This window comes from Vagococcus salmoninarum (genome assembly GCF_003987495.1).
Classification (GTDB): Bacteria; Bacillota; Bacilli; order Lactobacillales; family Vagococcaceae; genus Vagococcus_D; species Vagococcus_D salmoninarum.
The window spans coordinates 17,822-43,324 of sequence record NZ_NGJU01000017.1 but is presented as its reverse complement, the minus strand read 5'-3'; the positions used below and the strand labels follow the sequence as shown (position 1 = coordinate 43,324).

General features: G+C 37.1%; 24 protein-coding genes and 1 riboswitch. Of the genes, 15 read left to right on the top strand and 9 right to left on the bottom strand.

Annotated elements, in window-relative coordinates:
- Nucleotides 1–2: 2 nt before the first annotated feature.
- The gene (locus CBF35_RS11045; protein WP_126781127.1) at nt 3–1,214 is read right to left on the bottom strand and encodes a four-carbon acid sugar kinase family protein; all 1,212 of its coding nucleotides are present in this window, start codon (nt 1,212–1,214) and stop codon (nt 3–5) included.
- Nucleotides 1,207–2,193, bottom strand: a complete 987-nt coding sequence (locus CBF35_RS11040; protein ID WP_126781125.1) for a 2-keto-3-deoxygluconate permease — start codon at nt 2,191–2,193, stop codon at nt 1,207–1,209. The genes CBF35_RS11045 and CBF35_RS11040 overlap by 8 nt, the downstream gene beginning before the upstream one ends.
- A gap of 772 nt (nt 2,194–2,965) precedes the next feature.
- Nucleotides 2,966–3,066, top strand: a riboswitch (TPP riboswitch).
- 90 nt (nt 3,067–3,156) lie between these two features.
- On the opposite strand from CBF35_RS11040, the gene tenA reads away from it, so the two are divergent.
- The 11 genes from tenA to CBF35_RS10990 all read left to right on the top strand — a co-directional run bounded on the left by tenA (nt 3,157) and on the right by CBF35_RS10990 (nt 13,786).
- The gene (gene tenA / locus CBF35_RS11035) at nt 3,157–3,852 is read left to right on the top strand and encodes a thiaminase II (RefSeq protein ID WP_126781123.1); all 696 of its coding nucleotides are present in this window, start codon (nt 3,157–3,159) and stop codon (nt 3,850–3,852) included.
- A 126-nt stretch (nt 3,853–3,978) separates the two neighbouring features.
- Nucleotides 3,979–5,298 carry an acetylornithine deacetylase gene (locus CBF35_RS11030; protein WP_280530460.1) on the top strand — a complete coding sequence of 440 codons (1,320 nt, stop codon included), beginning with the start codon at nt 3,979–3,981 and terminating at the stop codon, nt 5,296–5,298.
- Nucleotides 5,295–6,074: an ABC transporter ATP-binding protein gene (locus tag CBF35_RS11025; protein ID WP_126781119.1), complete on the top strand. Its 780-nt coding sequence runs from the start codon at nt 5,295–5,297 to the stop codon at nt 6,072–6,074. The genes CBF35_RS11030 and CBF35_RS11025 overlap by 4 nt, the downstream gene beginning before the upstream one ends.
- Nucleotides 6,075–6,077: 3 nt before the next feature.
- Nucleotides 6,078–6,818, top strand: coding sequence for an ABC transporter permease (locus tag CBF35_RS11020; protein ID WP_126781117.1), 741 nt, complete (start codon nt 6,078–6,080; stop codon nt 6,816–6,818).
- Nucleotide 6,819: 1 nt separating this feature from the next.
- Entirely contained in the window at nt 6,820–7,839 is a 1,020-nt protein-coding gene (locus tag CBF35_RS11015; protein WP_126781115.1) for an ABC transporter substrate-binding protein, read from the top strand.
- Nucleotides 7,840–8,107: 268 nt separating this feature from the next.
- A complete protein-coding gene (locus CBF35_RS11010) occupies nt 8,108–9,019 on the top strand; it encodes an AraC family transcriptional regulator (RefSeq protein ID WP_126781113.1) in 912 nt (303 codons plus the stop codon).
- Nucleotides 9,020–9,032: 13 nt separating this feature from the next.
- The gene (locus tag CBF35_RS14970) at nt 9,033–9,254 is read left to right on the top strand and encodes a hypothetical protein (protein WP_211345310.1); all 222 of its coding nucleotides are present in this window, start codon (nt 9,033–9,035) and stop codon (nt 9,252–9,254) included.
- Nucleotides 9,206–11,332 (top strand): excinuclease ABC subunit UvrA, encoded by a 2,127-nt coding sequence (locus CBF35_RS11005; protein ID WP_211345309.1) that lies wholly within the window; start codon nt 9,206–9,208, stop codon nt 11,330–11,332. The genes CBF35_RS14970 and CBF35_RS11005 overlap by 49 nt, the downstream gene beginning before the upstream one ends.
- Before the next feature lies 1 nt (nt 11,333).
- Nucleotides 11,334–12,335: a serine hydrolase domain-containing protein gene (locus CBF35_RS11000; RefSeq protein ID WP_126781111.1), complete on the top strand. Its 1,002-nt coding sequence runs from the start codon at nt 11,334–11,336 to the stop codon at nt 12,333–12,335.
- 256 nt (nt 12,336–12,591) lie between these two features.
- A complete protein-coding gene (locus CBF35_RS10995; RefSeq protein ID WP_126781109.1) occupies nt 12,592–13,365 on the top strand; it encodes a helix-turn-helix domain-containing protein in 774 nt (257 codons plus the stop codon).
- Between the two features lie 64 nt (nt 13,366–13,429).
- Nucleotides 13,430–13,786 (top strand): VOC family protein, encoded by a 357-nt coding sequence (locus CBF35_RS10990; RefSeq protein WP_126781107.1) that lies wholly within the window; start codon nt 13,430–13,432, stop codon nt 13,784–13,786.
- A gap of 424 nt (nt 13,787–14,210) precedes the next feature.
- Here CBF35_RS10990 and CBF35_RS10985 read toward each other — a convergent pair whose 3' ends face one another.
- From CBF35_RS10985 to CBF35_RS10965, 5 genes are all read right to left on the bottom strand, one after another.
- Nucleotides 14,211–14,744 carry a restriction endonuclease gene (locus tag CBF35_RS10985; RefSeq protein WP_244922592.1) on the bottom strand — a complete coding sequence of 178 codons (534 nt, stop codon included), beginning with the start codon at nt 14,742–14,744 and terminating at the stop codon, nt 14,211–14,213.
- A 398-nt stretch (nt 14,745–15,142) separates the two neighbouring features.
- Nucleotides 15,143–16,471, bottom strand: a complete 1,329-nt coding sequence (locus CBF35_RS10980) for a TerB N-terminal domain-containing protein (RefSeq protein ID WP_126781103.1) — start codon at nt 16,469–16,471, stop codon at nt 15,143–15,145.
- Nucleotides 16,472–16,702: 231 nt separating this feature from the next.
- Complete coding sequence (gene guaA / locus CBF35_RS10975) at nt 16,703–18,259, bottom strand: glutamine-hydrolyzing GMP synthase (RefSeq protein WP_126781101.1); 1,557 nt, start codon at nt 18,257–18,259, stop codon at nt 16,703–16,705.
- A gap of 72 nt (nt 18,260–18,331) precedes the next feature.
- Nucleotides 18,332–19,255 (bottom strand): type I pantothenate kinase, encoded by a 924-nt coding sequence (coaA, locus tag CBF35_RS10970; RefSeq protein WP_126781099.1) that lies wholly within the window; start codon nt 19,253–19,255, stop codon nt 18,332–18,334.
- Between the two features lie 128 nt (nt 19,256–19,383).
- Nucleotides 19,384–19,920, bottom strand: a complete 537-nt coding sequence (locus CBF35_RS10965) for an acyl-CoA thioesterase (RefSeq protein WP_126781097.1) — start codon at nt 19,918–19,920, stop codon at nt 19,384–19,386.
- A 111-nt stretch (nt 19,921–20,031) separates the two neighbouring features.
- On the opposite strand from CBF35_RS10965, the gene CBF35_RS10960 reads away from it, so the two are divergent.
- Both CBF35_RS10960 and CBF35_RS10955 read left to right on the top strand, forming a co-directional pair.
- The gene (locus tag CBF35_RS10960; protein ID WP_170174782.1) at nt 20,032–20,616 is read left to right on the top strand and encodes a GDSL-type esterase/lipase family protein; all 585 of its coding nucleotides are present in this window, start codon (nt 20,032–20,034) and stop codon (nt 20,614–20,616) included.
- Nucleotides 20,609–21,211 (top strand): class I SAM-dependent methyltransferase, encoded by a 603-nt coding sequence (locus tag CBF35_RS10955; protein WP_126781093.1) that lies wholly within the window; start codon nt 20,609–20,611, stop codon nt 21,209–21,211. The genes CBF35_RS10960 and CBF35_RS10955 overlap by 8 nt, the downstream gene beginning before the upstream one ends.
- Before the next feature lie 653 nt (nt 21,212–21,864).
- On the opposite strand, the gene CBF35_RS10950 is transcribed toward CBF35_RS10955, so the two are convergent.
- Together CBF35_RS10950 and CBF35_RS10945 are read right to left on the bottom strand one after the other, a co-directional pair.
- Nucleotides 21,865–22,212 carry a DUF6176 family protein gene (locus CBF35_RS10950; RefSeq protein ID WP_126781090.1) on the bottom strand — a complete coding sequence of 116 codons (348 nt, stop codon included), beginning with the start codon at nt 22,210–22,212 and terminating at the stop codon, nt 21,865–21,867.
- Nucleotides 22,213–22,225: 13 nt separating this feature from the next.
- Nucleotides 22,226–22,660, bottom strand: a complete 435-nt coding sequence (locus tag CBF35_RS10945) for a GNAT family N-acetyltransferase (protein WP_126781088.1) — start codon at nt 22,658–22,660, stop codon at nt 22,226–22,228.
- Between the two features lie 246 nt (nt 22,661–22,906).
- Between CBF35_RS10945 and CBF35_RS10940 the strand changes: the two genes are divergently transcribed.
- Together CBF35_RS10940 and CBF35_RS10935 are read left to right on the top strand one after the other, a co-directional pair.
- Nucleotides 22,907–24,706 carry a DegV family protein gene (locus CBF35_RS10940; protein WP_170174781.1) on the top strand — a complete coding sequence of 600 codons (1,800 nt, stop codon included), beginning with the start codon at nt 22,907–22,909 and terminating at the stop codon, nt 24,704–24,706.
- 3 nt (nt 24,707–24,709) lie between these two features.
- Complete coding sequence (locus CBF35_RS10935; protein ID WP_126781084.1) at nt 24,710–25,486, top strand: DUF1295 domain-containing protein; 777 nt, start codon at nt 24,710–24,712, stop codon at nt 25,484–25,486.
- The last annotated feature ends 17 nt before the right edge of the window (nt 25,487–25,503 follow it).

Here is a 25,503-nt window from a genome sequence, read left to right as displayed (position 1 = left end):
TCCTATTCCTTCAGTTTTTGCAAACTGTGATAGAGTGCTCGGTGATTACCGAAAGCCCCAGCTTTAGTCACTAAAGGCAGGCCAGCATGGGGACCACCGACTAAGTGAGATTTCACAATACCAGGACTTAGTTCTTCGACAATCAAGCAGCCAGTGCCAGCTAAGGCTTGAATCACAGCAATGGCTGTATCACCACCACTTAACAAAAGACCAGCTAAAGTCGCTTCAGTTATGACTCTCTTAGTTATCGTGGCTAAGGTGTCTTTGACAATGTGGCTAATTTTCATAGGGTCAAACTCTTGTTGGCTGGCGAAAAAGTCTAAGGTTTGCTCGTAGTCTGCCGGTGTCCGACTGACCGTTAAAATCACGTCTTGATAGTTTTGAAGTTTGTCGAGGAGAAGTTCTTGGTAATAAGGGATTGTTTCAGCCTTTAGTAAATCTTTGGGAGGAATACTAATCACAGCTATCCCTTGCATTTCTGCGTAAGTCATTTGAGCGAGGCTGACTTGACTAAGACTGCCTACAACAGCTAAAGTTGGCAAAGGTGGCACGAGAGCGGTAAAAAGGGCTTCCGCTAAGCCAGCAGAACCGACGTAAAGAGTTCTGAGGGGTGAAGATAATACAAGAGTGGCTAAGGTTTTTAAATGGCTTTGACTTGTAATATCAAAGCTATGAATAAAGGCATCAGTTAAGTTTAAATCAGAAGTCAGGTCAGTTGTTTGATAGTGGCTGATTTTTTCCGAAAAGACACTAGCTAGTAAGGTCGAAAGGTGGTCAGTCCATAGGGGAGTCAGAGGGTCATGGGCAAAGGCTGTTTGCATTAATGGCAGGCCGTTTAAGTGCTGAATCCCTTGATAAGTGATTCGTTTACTCTTAGGTAAGGCCGGTGCAAAGATAATCCGTTCAGGCTTGTAAGTCTCACAGAGGGCTTTGATTTCAATAGCAATATTTCCTCGTAAAGTGGAATCGACTTTTTTGTAAACTAAGTCGAAGTGTTGGTTAGCTAAGAGAACTTGGGTCAGCTCTTTAACTTGCTGATAAGCTACAGCCGGTGGCAAAGTCCGGGATTCGGTGTCTAAAACTAAAGCGGACTGGAAGGGCGTTCCAGTAGCAGTCAAGTGAACCGTTGTCCTAAGATTACGTTTCGTTAGTTGAACACCGGTATCATTAGCACCGGTTAAATCATCAGCAATAATTAAATAGCGATTAGTCATGGAACATGACCTCCTTTTGATTCTTAGGCTTTTCGAGACGGTCCAAGAGACTAACAAGCAAGGGACATAAGAGTGCTGTAACGATAATTGCCGCTGCCACTTGTGCAGTGGCTTGGCTAGCAACTTCTGCAGTGGCTTGGCTAGCAACTTCTGCGAAGGTTTCGTCAATCAAAGCCACAGCTGCCGGTGTGCCAATCGCGTTGCCAGCTGTGGTGCCGATGGCTGCGCCAATGGCAGGAAAGTTAAAACCAAGTAATTTATACACGAAGTAGCACATCCCACCAGTAATTACCGTACAAGCCACACCTAATAAGATCCCTGATGGACCAGCAGAAAGGAGTTGGTTCAAATGCAAACCAGCCCCTAAAGGAAAGGCAAAAAAAGGAATCAAAAGACTCGCTCCTGGTGCTAGAAATTCTCGGAGCTCATGATCGATATTACCTAAAATTAAGCCAATCATAATCGGAGTAATCGCCGCTAATAAGGCTGTTAGAGGAATTTCAGCAATACCAGTGGCCCCAAAAGCAATTAAAGTAAAGAAAGGCCCATCGTTTAAGGCGATCACCGAAGTCACACCAACATCGGTGGATTCGCCATACTCACCTGCTAAGGCAGCATATAAGCCACCGTTACTATTTGTCAAAGCTGCGATTATAGCTAAAGGGGAAAGACCTAAGACGCCTTGAAGACCAAAAAAATGGTTAACAATAATTCCTAAAGTGGCTCCAATTAAGACTTTACAGACTAATAAAACAAGCCCTTTATACAAAGAGGTCCCAGCTTCCTTAAGATTAATCTGAGCGCCACTACAAAAGAGAAAAGCGCCTAAAAGAGCGGTAGCACCCGTTTTGAAAAGTGCTTCGGTAAATCCACCTAAGGCGAAAAAGTGAGGTAAAAAAGTATTGATTAAGGCTCCCATTAAAAGGGGAATCACCATCATACCTCCAGGAACTTTTTTGATTGTTCGTAAGATATTCATTATCATTCCTCCAAAGATTCAAATTAAAGGAACAAAACAAGTGGTTAAGAGGGACGATAGTCAAGATTAAGCAAGCACGTTAATTCATTAATGACATATAAAAAATAGCGATATCAGACCGGATGTCTAATATCGCTATCAACAAGTTCAGAACTTTTCCATCTTAAAAGATGGTGTGACACATTCAGAATAATTCTATTTTTTGAGGTGCTCAAAGAAGCCTCGCTTTTAAAGGTAAAAGGCTAAGTGAGAGTAGCGCCAATACTTAAAATTGAGTACAATAGAATTACTAGCCCTGGGCTAGCTTATTGGCAACTTGATTAGTCAGTAGAGGCTGATTTTTCAAGGCTTCATTTTTGAGTTCCCGCTCAAAAATGGAGTGCCAATTTATTTTATTTAATTAATGAAACGTACTTGCTTAACGCCATTACTTTAACAAGAAATGAGAGCGTTGTCAACGAATAAAGGTAGTGTATTTGTGGGAGAAAGTTATTTTTTTGAAAAATATAGTTGGTCGAAATAAGTTCCTCAAATAGATGGCAGGAAATAGCTACAGCAATCATTCGATGTTAAAAACACTTGTTAAAAATAACGCAATTAGGTTTATTAGTGACAGGAGGATAATAAGGTCAAATAAGGAAAAGTTACTACGTTAAAAGGATAGTAACAGTGGAAAGTTTAGCGAAGTCCTTTAAAATAAATAACTAAGTTGGAGACGCGAGATGTTTGACAATCACAAAGACCTGTGATTATAATGGGGCTAATTGAATACTTGAATCACTAGGGGAGCAATTTTTTGCTGAGAAAGACATGTCTTGACCCTTTGAACCTGAACTAGGTCATACTAGCGTAGGGAAGTGGTGGCGATACGTCTAATTGTATCTTTTACTCTACCATTCCCTTTTTTTACGGAATGGTTTTTTTGATTCGTTATTCAAAATAGAAAAAAGGAGATGTAATAGTATGACGTTTGCTAATCGTTTATTCAAAACTGTAGAACCTGTCTGGGATAGTTATTTGTCTCACCCATTTGTAAGAGAAATTGGCGAGGGGACGCTAGCTAAAGAGAAGTTTATTCATTACATGAAACAAGATTATCTGTACTTAATCGAATACTCACGAGTGTTCGCCATTGGGAGTACGAAGGCAAATGATTTAAAAACAATGACTATTTTTGCGAATTTGCTTCATGGCACACTGAATTTTGAAATGGATTTGCATCGAAAATACGCAGCAATGTTTAATATTTCTGAAGAGGAGCTAGAAGCAACAAAACCTTCAGCAACGACAACTGCTTATACAAGCTATATGATTAGCCAAGCTCAGCTTGGTGGTGTGGAAAATGCTGTGGCAGCAGTCCTTGCTTGTGCTTGGAGTTACAATTGGATTGGAAAAAAGCTAGCAAAAACCTCAGGCTCACTGGATCATGAATGTTATGGGAAGTGGGTTCAGATGTATTCATCTGAAGAGTTCACGGCAATGGCTGAAAACTGTATTGAATTGATAAATGAAGTTACAGAAGGTAAGCCTGAAGAGGAGTTAAAGAGGATTGAAGAGATATTTGTTAAGACGAGTTACTTTGAATATATGTTTTGGGAAATGGCGGAAAAGGAGTCGATGTGGCCAGTTAAAGAATTAGCAAGGGAGACATTTCAGTGAAACTGAGAAAAATCTGTCGATGATAGACCAACTCTGATGTTTTTTAGACGTTAGTTCATGAAATCGTTTTCTCGACTAATCAATGGGTAGTCCGAAGTTGCAAATAGAGAAAGAAGGTTAGGTATGATGAGTAAGCTAGAAAAAATAATGGCACAAGTAGATGAACGTCAAGATGAGTTAGTAAGTTTATTAGCTAAGTTAATCTCATTTAAAACCCCTGGTCCGCCAGCTAGAAATACAACAGAAGCCCAAACTTATGTGGCACAATATTTAGAATCTCTAGGTTTCTCGATTGATATGTGGGAGGTGTATCCCAATGACCCTAATGTAGTTGGTGTCCATCAAGGCATAAAATCCGACAAGTATCAAAGCCTTATTCTTAACGGTCATATTGATGTGGCAGAAGTTAGACCAGGGGAAAACTGGGAGACAGACCCATTCAAAGCTGTCATTCGGAACGGCTACATTATTGGTCGTGGAGCGGCGGATATGAAAGGCGGACTAGCTGGTGCATTATTCGCCTTAAAGTTGTTAAAGGAAGAAAATATGCCTCTTTTAGGTGATGTGATTTTTCAATCAGTCATAGGAGAAGAAGTTGGTGAAGCCGGTACATTACAATGTTGTCAGCGAGGGTATCAAGCAGATTTTGCTCTCGTTGTCGATACCAGCGACTTACATATCCAAGGCCAAGGAGGCGTCATTACTGGCTGGATTACCATTAAGAGTAAAAAAACTTTTCACGATGCCACCCGGAGAAATATGATTCATGCCGGCGGCGGACTATTTGGGGCAAGTGCAATCGAAAAAATGGTGAAATTAATAGCCGGTCTTCAGGAACTTGAACGGCATTGGGCTGTAACGAAGCAATATAAAGGCTATCCTGGGGGCATCAATACAATTAATCCAGCAGTTATCGAAGGTGGCCGTCATGCAGCGTTTATTGCTGATGAATGTCGGTTGTGGATTACTGTTCATTACTATCCAGATGAAACTCATCGACAAGTCACCACAGAAATTGAAGAGCATCTTTTAAAAGTAGCGGAGGCTGATGTCTGGTTACGAGAAAACCCACCGATATTTGAATGGGGAGGAACATCGATGATTGAAGACAAGGGGGAAATTTTTCCTTCCCTGGAAGTAGATCCAACTCATCAGGCAGTTAAATTACTATCAAATTGCCATCAAGCAGTTACCGCTGAAGATGTGACGATTGATGTTTCCCCATCTGTTACAGATGGCGGATGGTTCTCAGAAGCAGGCATTCCGGCAGCTATTTATGGACCAGGGGATTTCCTTCACGCACACGCTGTAAATGAACAGTTAGCTATTGACCAATTAGTATCTTTTACAAAAACGATGATTAACTTTATTTACCAGTGGTCCAATCAAAAAAAAGAACAATCAATAATTTTATCAAAGAAGGATAGAAAGGATGAATCCCTGTGACCTATTTATTAGTCAATGAGAAAGATGGGCTTCAGTTTCAAAATGTCCATTTTGATTATACAAATAGTACCGGAGCTAGAGCTATTTTAAAAGATGTCAGTTTTTCGATTAAAAAAGGAGAATTTGTCAGTATTGTTGGTGCAAGCGGTTCAGGAAAATCAACTATTTTTCGACTGATTGCTGGCTTGGAAGAGCAAAGCAGTGGCACTATCTCTCTTAACGGGGAAAAGACAGAAAAGCGTTTAGGTAAAGTAGGCTACATGCCACAACAAGACTTGTTAATGCCTTGGCGAACCATTCGACAGAATGCGGCACTTCCTTTAGAACTCCAAAAGAAAACAAATACTGATAATGAAAAAGTCGATAAGTTATTAGAAGACTTTGGTCTAAAAGGGTATGAAAATAAATACCCGAATGAACTATCCGGTGGTATGCGTCAACGAGTCTCCTTTTTACGGGCTACTTTATCAGGTTCTAATGTGTTATTGCTAGATGAACCCTTTTCGGCCCTTGATGCGATGACACGATTACACATGCAAGAATGGCTACTACAACAATGGGAGAAGCAAGGGGCAACTATTTTGTTCATCACTCATGATATTTCCGAGGCGTTATTTTTGTCCGATCGGATTTTAATGATTACAGAGACACCGTTTACAACAATGGAAGAGGCAGAGGTGCCTCTCCAACGACCAAGGCAACAACATCATTTGGACCAACAAGCAGTGGTTGAACTAAAAAACAATTTAATAGAACGTTTTCGAATGAGGGGGTAGTACATGAGAAATTATGTTTATTCGACAGTATTGATTTGTGTCTTATTCTTTTTCTGGGAAATCGGTGCAAGGTTCCTAAATACGTCGTTTATCTTGCCAGCACCAAGTGAAATAGGTAGGAAGCTTTGGGAGTTACGGGAGGCATTATTATTAAACCACCTGCCAGTTACTTTTTCGATTATTGCCATTGGTCTAACTATTTCCTTAATACTAGGAATTTCTTTAGCGATTGGTATGAGTATGTCAAAAATATTAGAACAAGCGGTTTACCCATTATTAATTGTCTTACAGACAATCCCGATTATTGCCTTGGCACCAATTTTTGTTCTGTGGTTTGGCTATTCTATTTGGAGTAAAGTTGTTGTGACAATTATTATTACTTTTTTTCCGATTACAGTCAGCACTGTTGATGGGTTTCGGTCCACCAATAAGGAGTTGAAAGAATTATTTCAATCCATGGGTGCCTCTCGATGGCAACTTTTTTTAAAATTAGAAGTTCCTTCTGCACTCCCCTCCTTCTTTTCAGGGTTAAAAGTAGCTGTACCGATGAGTGTGATTGGTGCAGCGATTGGCGAATGGTTAGGGGCGCAAGCGGGCTTAGGGTATTTCAGTCGGCGAATGATGACACAATTCGATGGTGCTGGAGTATTTGCACCCATCGTTTTACTTTCTCTGATAGGTATCCTTCTGTTCATAGTCGTTGTTTTATTAGAAAAATATATATTGAATTGGAGACGAACGTAAAATGAAAAAAATATCGAGTTATATAGTTGCGATTGCTTGTTGTTTGCTAGTCTTAAGTGCCTGTGGTAAAGAGAGTAGCGAAGCTGAAAATGAAAGTTTAGTCACTAATGAAGACATGGCAAAAGTGAGCATTATGTTAGATTGGTATCCAAACGCCGTCCATAGTTATTTATATGTGGCAGAAGAAAAAGGCTATTTTACTGAAGAAGGACTTGAGGTAGCGTTCCAATACCCGGCAAATCCCACGGATCCACTTGCTTTGGCAGCTTCTGGGAAGGTGACAATGGGGCTGTATTACCAACCGGATGTCATTATGGCAAAAGCCAATGAAGGAATTCCAATAAAATCAGTGGCGGCGGTAGTCAGAGAACCACTAAATCATGTCGTGTATCCTTCAGATAAGCCAATAAAATCACCTAAAGAATTAGAAGGTAAAAAAGTTGGTTACCCAGGCATCCCTATAAATGAAGCACTAGTAAAAACGATGGTTAATTTTGACGGTGGTGATTATAACAAAGTTGAAATGATCAATGTTGAATTTGAATTAGCCTCCTCTTTAATTTCAAAGCAAGTCGATGCAGTAAGTGGGATGTATGTGAATCATGAAGTACCGGTTTTACAAAGTAAAGGTCATGCCATTGATTACTTTAATCCAGTTGATTATGGCGTACCGAGTTATTATGAAATAGTAGCTGTGACAAGTGAAGAAACATGGGAAAAGGAGCAAAGAAATATTGAGGCTTTTTGGAAAGCCGCTCGAAGAGGCTACGATTTCATGGCTGAAAATCCTGAAGCAGCCCTACAAATTATTCTTGATAATCAAGACGCTGCGAACTTCCCTCTTGATAAAGACGTAGAGATGAAAAGCATGGATATTTTATTGCCGAAAATGACAAGCGACTTAGGGTTTGGGTCACAAGACAAAGCTTCTTGGCTAGAGACTGCTGATTGGCTTAAGAAAAATGAATTAATTGATGAAATCCCTGACATGGATCAATTAATCGTAAATATTAAACCTTAAGTTAAGTGAATAATGAGTGATTTAGGAGGTGGTGTCAGCAGTCACTAGCCTCCTATTTTACTTAACTAGGCCAAAGCAGATCACCATGGGCTTGTTTAGCTCTAGTATCATTTAATAATAACTAGCCTTTTAGTAAGCTGATAGTTTACAGAATCGCAATAAGTCTGACTCGCTCAACTTTCGAGGATACCATTAAAACTGTTAATGCTCAATAAATTTCAAAATGCTATATAATAGAATTAAAATTAGGGGAAAAGGAGGGGAAACTATGAAAGTTAATAAGTATCAAGCTGACTATTGGAAACGAATTTATTTAATACAAGATTACATTGAAGCCAACCCGACAGACATATTCACCTCTGAACAACTCGCTAAAATTTCGGGACTTTCGAAGTATCATCTTCATAGAATTTTTAGCGCGCTGACAAATGAATCGATATTTCAATATGCAACAAGAGTGAAGATGGAATGGGCACTAGGTATGGTAACAGAGCGAAAAAACTTATCAATAACTGAGATTGCCTATGAACTTGGATTTAGTGATTCAGCTGTTTTCTCAAGAAGCTTTAAAAAGTATTTCGACATGTCACCTAAAGAGGCAAGAAGTGAAAATAGCAACAATTGCAAAGATACTGATTTAAATTCCCCTTATAATCGATTTATAGATGAAAAGAAAAGCCCTGTTCAAGGCGAGATTAGAGTAGCGTCAATCCAAAGTATGAAAGTCATCTATAAAAGAATATTAAGTTCATACGGTGATTTAGATTCAAACAATAGTAGCCTAGGCGAGTTATATCAATTTGGAATAGCAAAGGACTTGCTAGATAGTAAGACCGCTCTACCATTGACTATTTATCATAGCCACCCTGATTTGACTTCACCAAGAAATCAAAGGACTAGTAATTGTATTATTATTAAAGAAGGAATAGACCATGTAGATAGTGATAAAATTGGTGTGATGGAGATACCAGTAGGTTTATACGGTATTATTCATTTTGAACTATCCCTAAATGACTATCCTCTGGCTTGGGAGTTTGCTTATAGTGAATGGCTGCTGTCTAGTGGTTACTTTCCAAGAAACTCATTTCCATTTGAAGTCTATTTAAACAATCCTTTGGAAGAACCAGCGCGAAAACATATTGTTGAAATCTACATTCCAATTGAACCAATACGTGAATAACGAAGGAGAGTATATGAAATATATTGAAATCGAAAATGCACATGTTAACAATTTAAAAAACATAAACATTAGGATTCCTAAACAAGAGTTGGTTGTAATAACTGGTATTAGTGGTTCTGGAAAATCAAGTCTGGCTTTTGATTTGATATTTGAAGAAGGGCGAAAAAAAATCTGCAATCGATTGGTATGGCATTGGACTTTGGGGAAAACGACTATACTAGCATTGTTGGCCTAAGTCAGACTGTCGCAGTCAAACAAAATTTGATTAGGCAGAGTAATCCTAGGTCTACCTTAGGTTCAAAGACAGGTATTTTAAATAACGTCGGCTTGCTCTTTGCTAAAGAAGGGGTTTCAACAGATGATTCAATGGGATCGATTGATGACTTAGATGCAAGTGTCTTTTCGTATCTTTCGCCAACAGGTATGTGTTTTGATTGTGGCGGGAAAGGGAAGACATTCCATATGCATATGGAAAATATTATTTTCTCTAATACAGCAACAGTCGAGGAAGTTTTTAAGAATGTTGGTTCAACAAAAGGCTTCCTTAATCTGCTACAGAGAAAGTACAAGGAGTATTTTGATAAACTGTTTTTAGCTTGTCCTGATGATATCCAAGATGAATTAACTTATGGAGTAGTCGATAATAATTCTGGAAAAGTTAGTTATTGTCTTGAACGAGTATTGCAAAATCGCTTTAATCGTGGGGAAGACATTCAAGCCTTATATTCTGAGGATATTTGCGAAACATGCCAAGGCTTCCGGGTTTGTGAGGAGGCAATCGAGACAAAAATTAATAGCCGGCACATTGGAGAAATTGCTAATATGCCTTTAACGCAAGTCAAAGAATTCTTAGATAATGTAATCGATCAGAATGAGCTATCTTCGTTTGGCACAGAAATGTCTAAAACCATAATTAGAGCCTTAAATTTACTTATCGACATTAAGTTAGGTTATTTAACTCTGTACCGGGAAATGCCTAGTTTAAGCGGCGGAGAATTACAACGTGTTTTTTTACATGACCACATGGAGTCACAACTAGATTCGCTGATCTATGTGTTTGATGAACCGACCAGTGGGTTACACGAATCGGAAAAGCAAGGAATCATTGATTCGCTGCAAGCTTTGAAGAAACAAGGTAACACGGTGATCGTTGTGACACATGATAAGCGAGTCATTCAAGCCGCTGATAACATTATCGATGTTGGCGAAAAAGCTGGTGATTTAGGCGGGGAGATTGTTTTTCAAGGAACCTATCTTAAGTTTATCGATTGTCCGACCTCTCTCTCTGCTATGTATCTGGATTATGATATGACAAAAAGTAAAAAGAAAGAATATTCCAGTGAAAAGGGAAGCATCCAGTTAAGGAATGCTTGTAAGAACAATCTGAAGAATATTTCAGTTGATATTCCTAGCAATCAAATTGTTGGGATTGCAGGTGTCTCAGGAAGTGGAAAAAGCACATTAATTTCTAAAACATTAGTGCCACTTTGCAAAGAACAGTTGAAAAATAAGAACCATAACGTTCAAAACATTAGTAGCTTAGGCAATATTAAAAATATCATAGAAATCACGCAAGCGCCTATTGGCCGAAAATCAAACTCCAATCCTGTTACTTATTTAGGGTTATGGGATAAAATAAGAGAGCTGTATTCGAAACAACCTCAAGCTTTTGAAGGGAATCTCAAGGCTGGCGACTTCTCTTTTAATTCAAAGGGGGCTTGTCCTGCTTGTAAAGGTAGTGGAATAGAAAGTATTTCAATCGGCTATGATATTCAATTTGATAAAGTGTGTCCAGAATGTTTAGGTACACGATTTAATCAGAAAACGTTACAAGTGACATATAAAGATAAAAATATTAATGATGTTTTAAAAATGAGTATTGATGAAGGGATTATCTTCTTTGAAGATTCAATGATTGATCTCTCAACGTTACACATGCTCAAAAAAATCGGGATGGACTATATGAAACTAGGTCAACCAACGTCTACTCTTAGTGGCGGTGAAGCCCAAAGAATCAAGCTGGCAAAAGAAATTGGAAAAGCTAAAAAAAACAATACGCTATATGTGTTGGATGAACCTTCCACTGGTTTGAGTCAATATGATATTTCAAAATTAGTTTATTTATTAAACGAATTAGTCGCCTCTGGGAACTCTGTTGTGGTCATTGAGCATGATATTGATATATTAAAGGCTTGTGATTGGCTGATAGAACTTGGCGAAGGCAGTGGCGATAAAGGTGGTAATATTATTAGCCAAGGAACCCCTGATGACTTAAGAAAAAATGAATTATCAATGACAGGGAGGTATTTGTAGCGTGACTAAGAGGAATCTAAGAACTGAAGATAAATTAGCGATTGATAAGCTAATCAAAAATCAACATTCAACTATTAGAGGCTTAGCTATCTTATCAAATAATCAAATTATTTTAGAGACATATTATGGCCGAAAGACGAAAGAATCAAAGTTCAACGTTGCTTCTATTACCAAAAGTGTGATGTCTTTGTTGATAGGAATCGCAATCGATAAAGGATATATTCAAAGTGTGAATGAACGAGTGATGAGTTATTTCCCTGAATACAGTTTCACGGATAATAATAAGCAGAGAGAGCAGATTACTATCAAACATCTTTTGACAATGACGACCCCCTTTCCTTTTCAAAATATGAGAGAACCTTTAACTAGAATACGCAGACAGCCTGATTGGATCGAGTATGGGCTAAAAATCATGGGTAATGGGGGAAGAATTGGCACATTCAAATATTCCACAACAGGTGCTCACATACTATCGGCAATTCTTACAAAAGCTACTAAAATGAGTGCCCGTGAATTTGCAAATCTTTATCTTTTCAAACCGTTGTCAATTGACGACATCCCTAAATACCAAATGACATTCGATATCGAACATGTTTTTGGTAGCAAGATGAAAGGCTGGGTCTCTGATCCCTTAGGTTATAACTCAGGGGGCTGGGGGTTAACCTTAACCTTAACTGAAATGACTAAAATTGGGCAACTATGTCTGGCTGATGGAGCGATTAATGGCCTTCAACTAATTAGCAAAGAATGGTTAAAAGAATCGGTTATGGCAGTAAAAAACAGTTATGGTTCCTACGGCTATCTTTGGTGGATAGGCGATACTGATTACGAATATATGGCAACTGGTTCTGGTGGAAGTATTATTTATATAAATGAAAAAGAGAACATTGTGATCACAATAGCGTCAACCGTTATTTCCAAGCACGTTGATAGAAAAAAATTAATCGACAAAATTCTGGATATGTTGAAAAGTGAAGAAGAGCATAGTGGTTGTGGTAGATGAGGGGGATTATCAAGTATGATGAGTTATTGATACATGTAAAAACGAATCTGCGGAAATTACTTTTCCAACTAATGGTCAAATTTAATGTTATTTGGTATTTTTTCAAGAGATAAAAGGCAATTCTCTGTAATTAGTCGTTTAAGAGTTGATATAGATTAGCTTGTCTTCATAAAGTACAATCAAATAAGATAAATAAAAAATAGTAAGTTTTATCATTGGGTCAACAGGATATTATTGAAGATGAAAAGGGGTAAAAATGAAAACTAGAATGCCTGAAATCCTTTCTTTCATTTCAGAGGAAGCGGTTAATAAAAAAATGACAAGCGAGGAAATTGCGAAGCATTTTGGTTATAATAAATATCACTTTAGTCGGAAATTTAAAGAAATAAACGGTTTTAGCGTTGCCGAATTTCTATCTAGTTTAAAAATTGAAAAAGCAATCATTGAACTTGATGAAGAAAAGAGAATAATTGAGATACAAGAACATTCAGGATTTGAAAGTAGTGGTAGTTTTACGAATATTTTTAAAAAATATACAGGTAGTTCACCCAAAAAATACCAAACTGAAATGAATGAAATGTTTTACGATATTAAATCGTTTGAAAATGAAGATAAGAATAAATCACTTGATTATTTTGAAGAAAAAAACGATTCTTTTTGTACCGTGAACATTGATGTGCCTGAGGGATTTGAAAAGGGAATGATATTTATTGGTCTTTTTCATACGCTAATACCTAATCATCTGCCTATATCAGGATTAGCCACTAAAACTTTAAGAGAAAATAAATTAAAAAATATACCAAGAGGAAATTTTTATTTATTAATTTGTGCTATAGATAGTTCCAACAATATTTTATCTTATTTTAATTTAGAAAAGAGTTTAAGAGGGAAAGTGGATGAGAAATTATCCTTTCCAGAAAGTTCTGGAAATAGCTACACAATTAAATTAAGAGAACCAATACCAGAAGATCCACCGATATTAGTTAATGTAGTTAAACTTTTAGTTTCCCGCTTAAAAAACACAATCTAGAATAATAATAGTTGTCTTAGAAATGGTAAGATACTTGTAAGAAGATGAAATGGAGGAAATCGTTATGGGATTAAAGGCGAAAAGTATCACTGTAGGTCTACCAGTAAGTAGTTTGGACAAATCGGCTAGTTGGTATGAAAAAGTTCTTATGAGTGATGAGAAATTTATACCTGTTGAAGGAGTTATCGAGTATCCAATTGGTTCCGTTTGGATTCAACTTTTCGAAGAAAAAATAAATGTATCAGAGAATGTTTTGCGTTTAGAAGTTGAAGATATAGAAAGTGAATTTGAACGTTTGAAAGCTCTTGAAATAATAGTTGATGAAAAGATAGAGGATGTCCCAGGTCTAATTCGATATTTTGATTTCTCTGATCCAGATGGCAATAAGTTATCTTTCTATTGGTTATACACTCAAGAATAAATTTTATATATTCTGCCTTTTCAAATTAAACTAGTTGGTATTAGCAAGTTATGAAAGTACCTATTGATAACATATTTTGGAACAGATTAAAAAACCCCGCTAAGAAAGATTTTTCTTGGCGGGGTTTTTCGCGGGAAACTATTTTATTTTTAATTAGTGTTTACCTTTTTACAATAACTAATAAGCTGTTAAATCAAGATAAACTAGTCAAAATTATGTTTATGAATTATTCTCACACTAACCAATTCGCTAAGGATAAAAGATAAGGACGTGCTGTTTTTGAGCAGTTTGGGAAAGCTGAGAGTCACAGTGAGGGTTACAAGTTTCTTTTCTTTTTTATTTTTGACAGAATGATGACATGAAAGGTTCTGTATGGAAACAAGTGGTCACATTAAGGGTCACCTAGTCCCAGTCTTTCATAATTCTATTCTAGCAGAAACTTTTCTAGTTCATTCTTAGAGCTACATAAGTACGAGCAACTAACACTGCCGAGATTTCCTGAATTTTTTACTAGCACTCCCATATAAGGTTTACCATGATTAAATGGTTTTCTACCAGAAGCTACAATTACTCCTATATTTGCTCGCATTTCATAGCTAGTCATAGCCTCTGTAAGCTGGATTAAGGCTATACCATGAATTTCTGCATATTCTCTTGCACCTTTTTGGAAATTAGAACTAGATATTAATATACCTTTCTGAGCGCCTATGGATTCTATTTTCCCGTTCAAAACTTGCACTTTTTCTCTGGAAATTGATTCTTTATAATGTTTGCATTCAACAATCGTTCGGTATATGACACTCATAAGTTCGAACTCAATATATCCGTCAATTTGGTAATTGCCATCATGAGTTTTAATAATTTTATTATGTTCAAATTTTACATTTGGCAAATTATTCGTTTGTTCTTTGAGAAGATCAAGTGAAAATTGTTCGAATTCAGTCGGTGTTAAATTCATGAAAGATTTCTCCATAGGATTGTACATTTTTATCCTCCAATTATTTTATTCAGATTCAAGACTTAATATATCGCCTAAACAGATGTTGGTATGAATGATACATTTAACAGCGTTGTCCTTAGTAATTTTTGAATGAACTCCTTTATTTTTGTCATTTAATAACCTCTAAAGTAGATATTATATGTATTCATTATATCAAATCACTACATATTAAAGAGGTTAAATTATATAAAAGTATGAACAGATTGATTACCATTAAAGTTGACCTGATTTTCTTCCGATTTTACCAATGGAGCAATAGATATTTGCCAGAAAGAGAATGAAAAATGTAGCCAATTTAGACTAGATTTGATGATTACAATGAGAGTAGCTTATTATTTAAACAGTTAATAGGAATCTTATTTTAATTTCAATTTATTTTTTTCGTTGATTTCGATTGCTTTTGCAAGACGTTCGTTTAATTGGGGGTTAAATCCGACGTTTCTTATACCAATTTTCAAAATTTCTACTTCATCATTAAAACGTTTTTGTTTACGGTATAAAATTCCAAGTTTTTCATACAAGGCCGGAGCATCAAAATTTCCTTTTACAGAACGTAACAACCAATCTTCAGCTTCTTTGTATTTACCTTGCTTATAATAGTTAATCCCTTTTATTTCTTCATCAAATCCATCAGATAATGGTTCTTTAGATAACAGGATTCTTTCTTTCAATGTTAAATTATCAGTTGGAATGAAAAATACGGTTTTTTCTTTTTTAGGGGAGCTTACTGTATTAGTATTTTCAGGAATTATTTCTTTTTTACTTTTGCGTGTACGAGCAACGTCTTTTTTTGTCATTTCATGACTTTCTTTTAGTAATAAATAAATATCAGATTGAATTTTAGAACTTAGTAAAGTGTTTGGATATTGGAATTCTCTATTTTCTATTGAAATATTGGATAAGCTTAATCTAATTTTTTCACGTGTATCCATTGGAACTGAATTATCTAATTTATAATATTTTTGACCATAATTTTTAATCAATAATTCTGTTAAATTTTGTTGAAATACTTCGGGGGTTGATTTTATATATCTGTTGTTAGTGAAACCTACTCCTTTTGCCAATACCATTAAATCCTCAGCGTTAAATTCCCCAATGAAAGATCCTTTTACTAAAAAAAGCAATTCAGGTCTCAAGGTGTCTAAATTAATATTAAATAAAATGTTGGGATCTTTTTTCTTCATAGCCGCATATATTAGAGCGTCATTAGAGTATGCAATAAAAGAACGATTATTATGTCTTTTTTGTAAAGCCATGATCATGTCAACAGCTTCATACAAATTATCATCTAAAAATATTTTTCGCTCCAAACCATAGTAATAAGTAAAAACATATCCGATATCAGTTTCTTGATCGATATTTGTCAAAAAGGTTAAATAATTATATCTTTGTTCAGGGGACATTTCGTAATAAGAAGGATAGTATCCCAATGGTTCAGCTTTACCTTTGATAACAGGTAGGGTGGTTATAATCTCTGACGGCTCATAATCGCTTTCAGACTCTAACGTAATAGTTATTCCGTTATATGTATTTGAGTTTGTATTAACGGCTGCTCTTACCTCAGAAATAAAAAGTAGCTTTCTTACGTTAAATGGAATGGATTTAGTTAAAATATCTAGGTTATTATTTGTGTTTTTTTTTGACGTAGGTGTCTTTTTTTTCTTGAATAAATCAAATAGTCCCATCCTTCTTCCTCCTTAAAATTACTATGTGCCTAATTATATCAAAAATTTTTAATATGGTTCTTAATTTCTGACTTTTAATTAAATTAAAAAGCTAGTCAATTAAGACTAGCTTCAATGGTCACAATGCGGTCACATCACAACAGATTTAAGATATATTTCATGCGTAAACAGTGTAATGATTAGGCTGAAAGCTTATTAAATCAATACTTTAAAATGTGTTCACACTAGCTACTATTCCCACTCAACAGTCGCTGGTGGTTTACTCGTAATATCGTACACGATACGGTTAACGTGATCGACTTCATTAACGATTCTGACAGAGATTTTTTGTAATAAGTCCCAATCAAAGCGGGCAAAGTCAGCAGTCATACCATCGATAGAAGTAATTGCACGAATACCAACAGTGTAATCATACGTACGGCCATCTCCCATCACACCAACACTACGGATGCCTGGTAAGACAGTGAAGTATTGCCAAACGTCGCGGTCAAGACCGGCAGCGGCGATTTCTTCACGTAAGATAGCGTCACTTTCGCGGACGATTTCTAGTTTTTCTTCAGTAATTTCACCAAGGACACGAATACCTAAACCTGGTCCTGGGAAAGGCTGGCGCCAAACGATGTTGTCAGGCATGCCAAGTTCAGTTCCAACTGCGCGAACTTCATCTTTGAATAACGTATTTAAAGGTTCAATTAATTTGAATTGCATGTCTTCTGGTAAGCCACCAACGTTGTGGTGAGATTTAATGACTTCAGCAGTTTCCGTTCCACTTTCGATCACGTCAGTGTATAACGTTCCTTGAGCTAAGAACTCAATGCCTTGTAACTTAGTTGCTTCATCGTCGAAGACGTAGATGAATTCATTACCAATGATTTTACGTTTTTGTTCTGGGTCAGAAACACCAGCTAGTTTGTCCATGAAACGTTTTTGAGCATCAACTTTAATGATGTTTAAGCCGAATTTTCCGCCTAACATTTCCATTACTTGAGTGCCTTCGTCTTTACGGAGTAAGCCGTGGTCAACGAAAATACATGTTAATTGGTCGCCGATGGCTTTTTGTAAAAGGACACCAACAACACTTGAGTCAACACCGCCAGATAAAGCTAATAAGACTTTTTTGTCGCCAACAGTTTCGCGAATTTTTGCGATTTCGATGTCGATAAAGCTTCCCATTGACCAGTCGCCAGTTGCGCCACAGACGTCAAAAGCAAAGTGACGTAAGACGTCATTGCCATATTCTGAATGTTGAACTTCTGGGTGGAATTGGACAGCGTAGAAGTTTTTAGCTTCGTTTGACATTGCCGCAATCGGGCAGTCGCTACTTGTGGCAGTGACTTCAAAACCAACTGGGACTTCAGTGACTAAATCGCCGTGGCTCATCCAAACTTGTTGTTTCTTAGGTAATTTTGCAAAGACACCAGATTCAGTGTTTTGGACGTCGATGAACGCTTGACCGTATTCTTTTTTCGAAGCAGCTTCAACTGTTCCGCCGAATTCTAAGGTCATTAATTGCATGCCGTAACAAATTCCTAAGATGGGAATCCCTAAGTTGAAAATTTCAGGATCGACTTTGAACGCATTGTCCCCATAGACACTGTTCGGTCCACCTGAAAAGATGATGCCTTTTGGTGCGATTTCTTTGATCTCAGCCGCAGTAATGCGGTGGCTCATTAATTCAGAGAACACTCCGAATTCACGAATCCGTCGAGTAATTAATTGGTTGTATTGACTTCCGAAGTCTAATACGATGATTTTTTCTAATGTTGTCATGTCGGCAACCTTGGTCACGTAGCTTCACCCTTATCTTTTATTAGTTTTTTATTTTCAGTTAATGTTGCCACTAACTAATTTATACATTGGTTAATACTTCGTTAAGAACACTTGGTCAATTTGATGATTATCAGTTTTGTGTAAGATAATATCGGCATTGTTCCGTGTCGGTAAGATAAACTCTTCTAAGTTTTTTAGATTAACGTCTCGCCAAACGCCTTTTGCCATTTCAAAGGCATCTTCACGATTACCGATGGCATAGGAATAATAAAAATTGTCTGGTTCTAAAAACGCCGTATCTAGTAAGGCGCCAAAGCGAGTTAAATACCACTTTTCAATTAGCTCAGGATCGGCATCAACAAAAAGTGAGAAGTCAAAGAAGTCACTAATATAAATCTGTTCATTCGTCGGCACTTGTAAGACGTTAATGCCTTCGACGATTAAGATATCCGGTTCATTAATGAATTCTTCTTTATCTGGGATAATATCGTAAATATCGTGGGAGTAAACGGGCGTTGAAATGTTTTCTTTGCCACTTTTAACTTTATCCAAGAAGGAAATCAGTTGTTCCATGTCGTAACTTTCTGGGAAACCTTTCCGATCCATAATGCCACGTTCTTCTAAAACAGCATTCGGATAAAGGAAACCATCTGTTGTAATCAACTGGACATTTCGGCGCTTAAAAATCCGCGAAAGCATCATTTGTAAGAGACGAGCCGTCGTGCTTTTCCCAACAGCCACACTGCCAGCCACCCCAATAATAAAAGGTGTCAGACCTTGATAAGATTGCATAAATAAGCCTTTACTTAACTGTAGTGATTCATACTCTTTCATATAAATATGGATGAGATGAGTCAAAGGCATATAGATGTCTTGAACATCTTGTAAAGAAATGCGGTCGTTAAAACTTTTAATTTCTTGTAACTCAGCCTCGGAAAGTGGGGGAATACCATTACGGTAAAATTTCTTCCATTCTTCACGAGAAAATTGATAGTGCTTTTTTGAGCTCTTCATTGGGTTTTAGCCCTCCGTTAAAATTTTACGATTGTCTATCGTCCTATTGAAAACATTTTATCATAATATTAAGTAAATATCTTAGATTTGAATCTGAAATCTCTTTTTTGTTAAGAAAATCTCATTTATTACATCCAAGGGATATTTAATGATACGGTTTTAGAGAATTTTTCATGAAAAGCTTTCTCTTTTAAGCCATGAGCGCGTCGTTCTTCATAACCGGCACAGATCATAATTTCTTCATTAGTTTCCGGTTGAACAGCTGGCACGGCGAAATCGGCTTCTGGTTTTTCTTTAGAAGCCACAGCGACAAAAGTCATAAAACAAGTAGCCGCTAAGTAACGCTCGCCACTAATTAAGTCTTCACCAATAATTTTGGCAAAAGTTTCCATTGATTTCGTACCAGTACCGCTGACAAAGGTTTCGACACAGACTGAGTGGTTTTCACCAATGGGATGAAGGAAATCAAGGCGATCCGTTGAAGCTGTCACAGAATTCCGTCGACAGTGACGAGTAATTGAAATCGAAGCTGTATCGTCGATTAAGGCCATTAATTTACCACCAAAAAGGGTACCATGGGAATTTAAGTCAGTTGGAAAGACTCGGTGTGTTTGAATCACTCGTGATTCACGCCAGTATTTTGTCGGATTATCTAAAGGCTGCATCTATAAAAAACTCCTTTATCGTGCTATTATATGATTTAGAATTAAAACTAGCTGAATTATAACATAAAAAGCCATAGATGCGTTGAAATGAAAGGGGAAAGGTGGATTATCATGACAAAAATAATTTTATTTGGCGATAGTATTACTGCCGGCTATGCTGATGGGGAAATCAATCCGATTTTAACTGAGGCAGTCAAGGCAGAATTTAGCCAATTCGAAGTGATTAATGCTGGGATTCCAGGGGATACAACAGTCGATGGATTAAAGCGGGTAGGGAATCATGTGACGACGTATCAGCCGGAAGTTGTCACCGTCTTTTTTGGCGCCAATGATGTGGCGTTGCATAATCAAGTTTCATTAGCCGACTACCAAATCAATTTACGAAAAATTATTGAAGCAATCGGACCGGCGAAAGTCATTTTATTAACAACCCCCTTTGCTAGTCAGCGCAATCAAAGCTTAGATCGCCCTTTGGAAGCAATTGAGAGCTATACTATTGCCGCCCTTGAGTTAGCAACAGAGCTTCAGCTACCAGTCATTAATCTTTTAGAGGTTATGTTAACGAGTCCCGAACCTGAGAACTACTTACAAGCCGATGGTTTGCATTTTTCAGCTGCCGGGTACGACATGTTAAGTCGCGAAATTAATCAAGCAATCAAGAAATTAATCAAGAGAAAGAGTGATTCCCATGAGTAACAATCATTATTATACTAACCAACCAAGTACTCCCCACGATTTATCAGAGTGGATGTTTGATTTAAAAGGTAAGACTTTCCGCTTTACTACAGATAGTGGCGTTTTTTCAAAGAAAACTGTTGATTTTGGCTCACGAGTCTTAATCGATGCATTTTCAGAAGAAGGCTTACCAACTGGGGATATTTTAGATGTGGGCTGTGGTTATGGGCCAATCGGTTTAGCATTAGCTAGAACGAGTACCCGTCATGTTGAGATGGTCGATATTAATGAACGAGCGGTGGCTTTAGCTCAAAAAAATGCGACGAACAACGGCATTAAAAATGTCACGATTTATGCTTCAAATATTTATAGTGAAGTAACAGAAACTGGTTATGCAGCAATTTTAAGTAACCCGCCAATTCGAGCTGGGAAAGAAGTCGTCCATGAAATTTTAAGTGGCGCCTACCCATTATTAGCAGAAGGTGGCACGTTGACGGTCGTTATTCAAAAGAAACAAGGGGCACCAAGTGCGGCTAAAAAAATGGCAGAAGTTTTTGGTAATGTCGAAACGTTAACGAAAGATAAAGGCTATTTTATTTTACAAAGCCGCAAATAATGACTTAGCTATTAATAGGCGTAAAAACCTCAAAAAAAAAAAGACTAAAAGGTCATCAATTAGTCATAAACTAAAGTTATAGTATATTTATACCAAACAAACCCTAACTAAAATTTTTCATTTTTTCATTATTTACTTAAAGGGTCTGACTAGCTAATTAGCTTACAGAACTAATAAGTAAATGAAACTCCTTCAGCGGCCAGTAATGATTACTGGTCGCTCTCCTTTTGTCAAAAAATAAAGACAAGTTGCTAACTCTCGCTTAGGGATAGCTACTTGTCTTTTTATTTTTGAAAAATTGTAATAAGTAATACAAAAAATACTGACTAAGTAAACTAAAAAGAGTAATAGTAAGCAAACAGCCAAAAGGGCTGAATGGCTTAAAGTAGGTATCCCAATAGTCAGGGTTACTAAAACCAACCAAACAAACATAAACTAGCACTTAAAAAAGACAAGCTCATACCAACTAAGATTAGTTTAGATTCTTTGAGACGGCTAATTAAAAGGACTGCTATGAAATGCAAGGCGAACTGTAAGAGATAGCCTGTTAGACTGGCAAAGTAAAAATCTAAAAACATTGCGAAAAAACTTAAAGGGAGCAAATAGCCAATCAGAAGAAGGGGTGTTAAATTTTTTTTGACATAAAAGCCCTACTAAGTCATCGTTTTTTTGATTGTGTCAGGAATCATCATAACTTCGGTTTTTAAATCCACGGGTTGAAAACTTTCATCAATACATTCTGCCCAATAGGCTAAGTATTTTTCATCAATCCAATGAGTCGAATCAGTGACTTCTTGACCACCACTTCCTTGAATCGAGTACCAATACAAGTATTCTTGCCCATCTAAGACTTCTCGAAAAATAGTTTCCACATATATTTTTTCCATTCCAAGAGTAATTAAGACTTCGGCCATATTTTCATTTAAAAAAGCGAGCCAGTCATCGACAATGGCAGATTTACCAGCTTTGACTTTAAAGCGGGTGAGTTCAGTTGTTAACATGTGTCAGCACCTTCTAGACTTGTCGCCAAGTCATTTCTAGTTCTAGTTCATTCGTTTCTGTATCTAAGGCTTCTTTTTGAATCTCAAAGCCTTGTTTTAAGTAAAATTGGCGGGCAGTGGCATTTTTTTGATAAACACTTAAATGAAGTTCACTGGCTTCAGCTTTGGCTGCTGCCAGTAGAGCCTTGCCAAAGCCTTGACTAGTATAAGCTTTTTTTACAAAAATCCCCGCAATGTATGAATCCATAAGTCCTAAAAAGCCAATAATTTCAGACTGGTGATAGGCTAAAAAAAGGCTAGCTTCAGGTAATAGTTCTTTAACTTGGTCCTGGCGTTCTTGCCAATAGACGGGAGGGATGAAGTCGTGAGCGTCAAGATTAGCCTCAAGCCAAATCTGACTGATCTGATCTAAGTCTGTTTGAGTAATGTTACTAGCAAGTTGTATCATTATAAAAAACTCCTTTTCGATTAGAGGTCTATTTATATAGCAGCTTATCGTATTTAATTATATTTTAGCACGACTTGCTATAATATAGGTAGAATAATAAAAAGTAAAACGTTGAGTTACCACTTATCGTTCGATAAGTGTATACTTGGATAAAGTATTTATGAAACGATGGAAAGAAAGTCAAAAATACTTTTAGTCTCGTCTTGTAAAAGCAAGAGACTAGCAAGACCATAGGAGGGAATGTTAGTGCCAGAAAACCCAAAAATAGAACTAAACCACTTGATTCAAGCCTTTAAGTTAGGGGCAGAACGGGTGATTGCCAATAAAAATGAGTTGAATGAGATCAATGTTTTTCCAGTTGCAGATGGTGATACTGGAAGCAATTTAGCCTCATTGATGACTGGGATTCTGACTACGACATATCAGAAGACTGAAACAGTTACTAGTTTCTTAGAAGAAATTGCGGAGGCCGCATTTGAAGGGGCGAGAGGCAACTCGGGAATTATTCTTTCCCAATATTTTAGCGGGTTAGCTCGCTACACTAAAAGCAATCAGTTCAGTGATTTCACCCAAACTCTTCAATTCTCAGTTGATTACGCATATGAAGCGATTGAAACACCAGTAGAAGGAACAATGTTAACAGTTATTAAAGTTTGGGCAGAAGCTGTTAGAAGCAACTATGCTGAAACAGGAGAAGTGAAAGCAACCTTAGAGTTAGCCTTTAAAGCAGCTGAGGTGGCTTTAAAAAACACGCCTAATCAATTAGCAATCCTCAAGAAACGAAAAGTAGTCGATTCTGGGGCAAAAGGCTTTGTTTATTTTTTAGAAGGCTTTACTGAAAGTTTTTTAGGGGAAGTATCAGTAGTAACAGACAATCAACAAACTGGAGCAATTAATAAATTGTCGAAATTAAACGTAGACCGGGAAATAACGAAAGCACCGAAGTTTAGGTATTGCACAGAAATATTGCTTGAAGACGTCTATTTAAATAGTCAGGAACTAAAAATCATGCTTCGTGAACTAGGGGATTCTTTAGTTGTCGGTCAAACTCAGAGACAGACTCGGGTTCATATTCATACGAATGAACCAGCTAAGGTTATCGCTTCTTTGAATGCGGTAGGGACGATTAAACAGCAAAAGGCTGATGACATGTTGTTACAATATCTAGTGAAGTCGGAACCTAATTCAACTATTGCAATCGTCACCGACTCAGTTGCGGACATCCCTGAAAAGGTGCTTTTAAATCAACAAATTCATGTTTTACCTTTAACAATTATCGTTGATGGAGTTGCTTATATTGATAAGGTTACCTTAGATAGTCAAGGTTTGTTTCAAATGGCATCTCAGGTCAATCAACGGTCAACAACTTCCTTGCCAAGTTTAGCCACAATCCAAAATCTATTTTCATTTTTAGAGAGTCATTATGAAAAAGTGATTTTTATCACAGTCGCTAAAGAGTTGAGCGGGACGTATAATGCGGTGGAGAAACTTGCTAATAATTATCGCAGCCAAAGCTTTGAGGTAGCGGTGATTGATTCTAAACAAAATTCGGCGGCGCAAGGTCTAGTCGTTTTAGAGGCAGCCAAAATGATTGAGGAGCAGCGGCCATTTAATGACATTGTGGAACAACTTAATAATACCATCCAAGGAACCAAGATTTTTGTTAGTATCGAAAGTCTAGATGCGATGATTAGCTCAGGGAGAATTCCGACTAAAGTTGGCAAAGTGATTAAAAGGATCAGCTTAAATCCGATAGTCAGTCTTAGTAAAACTGGCGGTGGAGCAATTGCAGGGGTGGCATTTAGTCGCCAAGGCAGTGAGAAAAAAATCTTGAAAAAAGTCTGCCGATTAGCGAAAGAACATCAGTTAGTAAGTTATAGTATTGTCCATGCTGGAAACAGTTTAAAAGCTCAAGAATGGGCTAAAATTTATACCGAAAAAATAGGTGTGGCCCCAGCTTATGTCATGAATATTTCAACAGTTGTTGCCTTAGGAGCAGGTCAAGGCAGTGTCGCAATTGCTTTAACGTATCAGGAAAGAGGGTAAAATATGTCAATTTATTTAATTATTGCAAGCGTCTTGTTTATTTATTTCACAGGCCTATTTATTTGGGCTCAATTACTAAATAATAACTCTATTGTAGATTTAGCGTGGGGAATTGGTTTTATCTTAGTCGCAGTGACTGGTTACTTGAATATGCCTAATAAAACGTTAGCAGCCACAGTGACTTTAGTTTGTACGACTATTTGGGGAGTGCGTTTATTTATACATTTAGCTAAGCGAAATATCGGTAAGCCAGAAGATTATCGCTATGTAAATATGCGTAAACGTTGGGGGACACAGTGGCCAAGGTTGAAAGCATACTTAAATGTTTTTGTCTTGCAAGGGGTGTTGCTCTACATAGTGTCTCTGCCGATTATCTTAGTGATGACTAGTTCGATAAAAAATTTTACTGTAATCAATAGTCTCGGAATAGCTATTTGGGTGATTGGTTTTACCTTTGAAGTTGTTGGAGATTACCAGTTGATGGTCTTTAAAGGGAAGTCGGAGAATCAAGGGAAGTTATTAACAACTGGCTTGTGGTCATTAACTCGGCACCCTAATTATTTTGGTGAAGCCATGTCATGGTGGGGCATTTATTTAATTACTCTTGTTGAGTTAAGAAATATCAGTGGGATAATTGGGCCGATTATCATAACTCTATTATTATTATTTGTCTCAGGTGTGCCTTTATTAGAAAAAAAATACAAGGATCGTCCAGATTTCATCGCTTATGCGGAAAAAACACCGAAATTTCTGCCTTTTATCGGAAAAAAAGGACTTTAAGAGGGTGAATGGTCGAC

Bases quoted from the DNA above. Each gene is read 5' to 3' on its own strand.
- CBF35_RS11045 (WP_126781127.1), bottom strand. From the start codon at position 1,214: ATGACTAATCGCTATTTAATTATTGCTGATGATTTAACCGGTGCTAAT.
- CBF35_RS11040 (WP_126781125.1), bottom strand. From the start codon at position 2,193: ATGAATATCTTACGAACAATCAAAAAAGTTCCTGGAGGTATGATGGTG.
- tenA (WP_126781123.1), top strand. From the start codon at position 3,157: ATGACGTTTGCTAATCGTTTATTCAAAACTGTAGAACCTGTCTGGGAT.
- CBF35_RS11030 (WP_280530460.1), top strand. From the start codon at position 3,979: ATGAGTAAGCTAGAAAAAATAATGGCACAAGTAGATGAACGTCAAGAT.
- CBF35_RS11020 (WP_126781117.1), top strand. From the start codon at position 6,078: ATGAGAAATTATGTTTATTCGACAGTATTGATTTGTGTCTTATTCTTT.
- CBF35_RS11015 (WP_126781115.1), top strand. From the start codon at position 6,820: ATGAAAAAAATATCGAGTTATATAGTTGCGATTGCTTGTTGTTTGCTA.
- CBF35_RS11010 (WP_126781113.1), top strand. From the start codon at position 8,108: ATGAAAGTTAATAAGTATCAAGCTGACTATTGGAAACGAATTTATTTA.
- CBF35_RS14970 (WP_211345310.1), top strand. From the start codon at position 9,033: ATGAAATATATTGAAATCGAAAATGCACATGTTAACAATTTAAAAAAC.
- CBF35_RS11005 (WP_211345309.1), top strand. From the start codon at position 9,206: ATGGCATTGGACTTTGGGGAAAACGACTATACTAGCATTGTTGGCCTA.
- CBF35_RS10995 (WP_126781109.1), top strand. From the start codon at position 12,592: ATGAAAACTAGAATGCCTGAAATCCTTTCTTTCATTTCAGAGGAAGCG.
- CBF35_RS10990 (WP_126781107.1), top strand. From the start codon at position 13,430: ATGGGATTAAAGGCGAAAAGTATCACTGTAGGTCTACCAGTAAGTAGT.
- CBF35_RS10985 (WP_244922592.1), bottom strand. From the start codon at position 14,744: ATGAATTTAACACCGACTGAATTCGAACAATTTTCACTTGATCTTCTC.
- CBF35_RS10980 (WP_126781103.1), bottom strand. From the start codon at position 16,471: ATGGGACTATTTGATTTATTCAAGAAAAAAAAGACACCTACGTCAAAA.
- coaA (WP_126781099.1), bottom strand. From the start codon at position 19,255: ATGAAGAGCTCAAAAAAGCACTATCAATTTTCTCGTGAAGAATGGAAG.
- CBF35_RS10965 (WP_126781097.1), bottom strand. From the start codon at position 19,920: ATGCAGCCTTTAGATAATCCGACAAAATACTGGCGTGAATCACGAGTG.
- CBF35_RS10960 (WP_170174782.1), top strand. From the start codon at position 20,032: ATGACAAAAATAATTTTATTTGGCGATAGTATTACTGCCGGCTATGCT.
- CBF35_RS10955 (WP_126781093.1), top strand. From the start codon at position 20,609: ATGAGTAACAATCATTATTATACTAACCAACCAAGTACTCCCCACGAT.
- CBF35_RS10950 (WP_126781090.1), bottom strand. From the start codon at position 22,212: ATGTTAACAACTGAACTCACCCGCTTTAAAGTCAAAGCTGGTAAATCT.
- CBF35_RS10945 (WP_126781088.1), bottom strand. From the start codon at position 22,660: ATGATACAACTTGCTAGTAACATTACTCAAACAGACTTAGATCAGATC.
- CBF35_RS10935 (WP_126781084.1), top strand. From the start codon at position 24,710: ATGTCAATTTATTTAATTATTGCAAGCGTCTTGTTTATTTATTTCACA.